The organism is Paenibacillus cucumis (ex Kampfer et al. 2016), assembly GCF_019748695.1.
GTDB lineage: Bacteria > Bacillota > Bacilli > Paenibacillales > Paenibacillaceae > Paenibacillus > Paenibacillus polysaccharolyticus.
In genome coordinates this window covers 1-3347 of record NZ_JACLIC010000085.1, presented here as the reverse complement: position 1 = coordinate 3347, position 3347 = coordinate 1, and the positions used below count along the sequence as shown (strand labels likewise).

Here is a 3347-nt window from a genome sequence, read left to right as displayed (position 1 = left end):
AATAACTATAAATTATTTGGAGATAACTCTCTATAAAAAGATTGGAGTGGGATATATGACATTTTACAACAGAGTGCAGGAAACTAGAGATATAGTTAAGATTATGGAAGATAAGAAAAGTTGGAACAAGATTATTTTACTTTATAGTCCAAGCGGTGTTGGAAAAAGCGGTCTTGTTCAAAAGTTATTTAATGAAGAATTTAAAGATTATTTATCCTTTAGAGTAAAAGTAAGTCGAAGTTCACCAGATACAATTGAGAATCTATGTTATATAAATAGGCTTTATAAAGAGATATCCGAATTAGCTAAAAATGAAGCCCAATCAATTCCTACCCCAGAAGGCCATGCTCTTAAGAATCTTAAGGGAATAGCCCTATTCTTTTATAATTTTTTGAGAAATAAGGTGGGGATCGAAAATGAGAACAAGCTTTATGAGTCTTCTGAGGATATTGGTATTACCAGAAAAAAAGATTATCTAATTCATGTGTTAAGTACACAAACTTTCTTTATATCCATTGAGAATATACAAAACATAGACACTCAGTCTATTGAAATACTTTCAGATATCTTAAAGAAAGTATCTAATTTAAAATTAATCTTCGAATATACTAGTGAAATTGAAGACTATAAAGATGTTTCGACATCTGTAGTTCGCTTCATGGAACAATTGGATTTAGACAAAAATACTTCATATGAATGTTATGAAATCAAAAAAATGGATTTCATCGAAGCGAAAAAGCTAATTCCTCCTACAGCCTTAATTACTGACTTAGAAAAGGTTAAGGAAATATACGATAACGGATATGGGAATTTACAAAGAATGAAGCTTCTAACATCAGATATACCAAGTGAAAATAGCCCTATACAGTATTCGCTTGAAAAATTAGATTCCAGCGAGAGATACGTCGTTAATACTGTCTATCTCAATGAAGGTAAAATTGATTCTACTCTCCTTGTGCAACTTCTAACAAATGAACAAGATCAATTTTTACTCTTCACCCAACAAAAAGTTGCTGAAATTTTAAAAAAATTAGAGCAGAAATACATAATTTCTACAATATCAAATGAAATTGAAATTTCCCATGATTCAATTATTTTAGAATTGGAAAGACAGAGCCATAATCCTACATTAGCTGCTGCATATCGTCTCTTGACAAACTATTACAACAAATCAAGAAATGAGATGCGTGACAACAATGTAGCAACTGAGAAATTATTCATGCTGTATCTTAAATTCCATGATGAATCTATCATTGGCATTTTGAAAGAAATTAAAGAAATGATAATACAACAAAAATATCCCCAAAGAATATTATCCAAATTAGTCTACTTACGTGATAAATTATTAGACAAAAATAATCCAAATATTAGAATTAGTGATGAAATCTCACTCGCTTTACTTGAAGTTTCATATCAGATGGAATTAGGACAGTTTGCCGAAGAATCACTAAATATAATTTACAATAAAGCTAATCCTCTTCATAGAGCCTACTATGTAGGCCTAAAGGTATTAAATAATAACAATTCTGAGACTCAAGATGAAGTTCAGCAATTAATTCAAGATGAAGTCCAGGGAAGCCAATGTCGCTTAACAATGGAATTAATGCTACTTTCATCTATGATGGAGACTAAAGGCTTACATGAATCAAAAGTTTTTGCTCAAAAAATGCTCTCAGTAAAAAGTTACGAGAAATATATGGAATATGCATTTCTTTTGAGAAACTATGCTGAACTTGTTGAATCCACAGAAAGCTTAAAATTATATAATAAATGTTTAGAAATATTTGATTCCTTTAATCGAAAAGATCTCCAAGCGCAAATATATATATCTATAGCAATGTGCCATTCATATTTAGGAGAACTAGATGCTGCCAAAGAAGATCTCGAAATGGCAGTAGAATTGAGCGAAGGAAAAGTAAAAGAAAATATGATATTAAATAATTATGCAGTAATAGACATGCTCTCGGGAAATTTTACGGAACCAGTTCTAAAGAACTTGAAGGACGCTTTACTCTTAACCTCAAATCCTTATGAAAAAATCATTGTTAAATGTAACCTTCTGGTTTTCTACACAGTAAAAAAGGATTACACAATTGCTCACGAACTATGCAGAGAGATCGAACAATCAGAGTTTGAAAATTACAAATATGAAGAGTTTTTACACATCGTATATTCAAACTTGTCCTTTTATTATCAAGAGATAAATAACCCCAACCAACTAATTTACTCCAAAGAAATAAGTGAATTGCAATCTGTGAGAGCGGAAAATTTGAACCCATATGTTACTCCAAATACACCCTATCGTCTTGATTTTTTAGGGTATTGGAATATTGAAGTTAGCAGAGATTTGCAGCATTAATGATTAGTGACTCAAACATCTCCTCAAACAATAAGTTATTTTGTGCAAAAACATGATAAAAAGCACAGTCTTTACCCAGAAAACAATCTGGAGATAATTCAATAAGATAAAACTCATCATTACTAATGCGGCCATCAACACGCATAAACTCAATTTTATCGAAAGACTTGAACAATGTAATCATTTTTTCTTTCACACTAGTTGGTATCAAATTACTAGTTAGAAAATCAACAGAAGAATCATCAATTTTCTTAGTTTCATATCCCCAAATTTCTCGTTTAAAAAATGTTGTTTCATCAATTTTTAACTGTGCTTCTCCTGAAAGAATAATCTTGTTTTTGTTTCCGAAAATTGAGTATTCGACTTCATATCCTTCAATATATTCTTCAACTATAATTGGAATATTATGAAAAACAAAAAGTTTATTTATTAAATCTTCAGCCTCGTTATATGAATAGACCAAATTATTATTTGAAATGCCAGTCGACCCACCTCCATAATTTGGTTTTATTACAAGAGGAAGATTCAAAGTAGGGAGATATTTAAGAATACTATCATTAAGTTTACGAACTAGAAAACCTTTAGGGACAGAAATCCCAAATTCTTTCGCATATAATTTTGATAAATGTTTATCATTGCATAATGAATGTGTGAAAGAATCTCCTCCCACGTATTTTAAGTTGTTAGCTTCACAAATGGCTGGTAAAAGGCTTTTAGAGTTGGGAGAGTTCTCACCGAATCTCATGGGGAATATAATATCATCCTTATGTTGAGGAATATTCGTTGTAAATAGTTCTAGATCAGTGTAATGAATAACTTTCTTGCATATTTTATTGAGAGCGTCGATTATGCTTTCCGTTGAAGAAGCATTATTTCCTTCAAGGTCTTTTCTAGACAAGTCTGCAAAGTTATATTCTTTTTTTTCATCTGTGATAAGAACTATGTTATGATCAATCACTACAAAACCTCCAAATAATTTATAGTTATT

2 protein-coding genes are annotated in these 3347 nt (G+C 30.7%); one reads left to right on the top strand and one right to left on the bottom strand.

The window, feature by feature from the left end:
• Positions 1–2359 (top strand): tetratricopeptide repeat protein (locus H7T88_RS28550; RefSeq protein WP_221791746.1); only part of this gene is annotated, 2359 nt, incomplete at its 5' end.
• Here the strand turns inward: H7T88_RS28550 and H7T88_RS28545 are convergent.
• Positions 2337–3347, bottom strand: a 1011-nt coding sequence (locus tag H7T88_RS28545; protein ID WP_221791745.1) for a D-alanine--D-alanine ligase family protein, incomplete at its 5' end; no start/stop codon positions are given. The genes H7T88_RS28550 and H7T88_RS28545 overlap by 23 nt on opposite strands.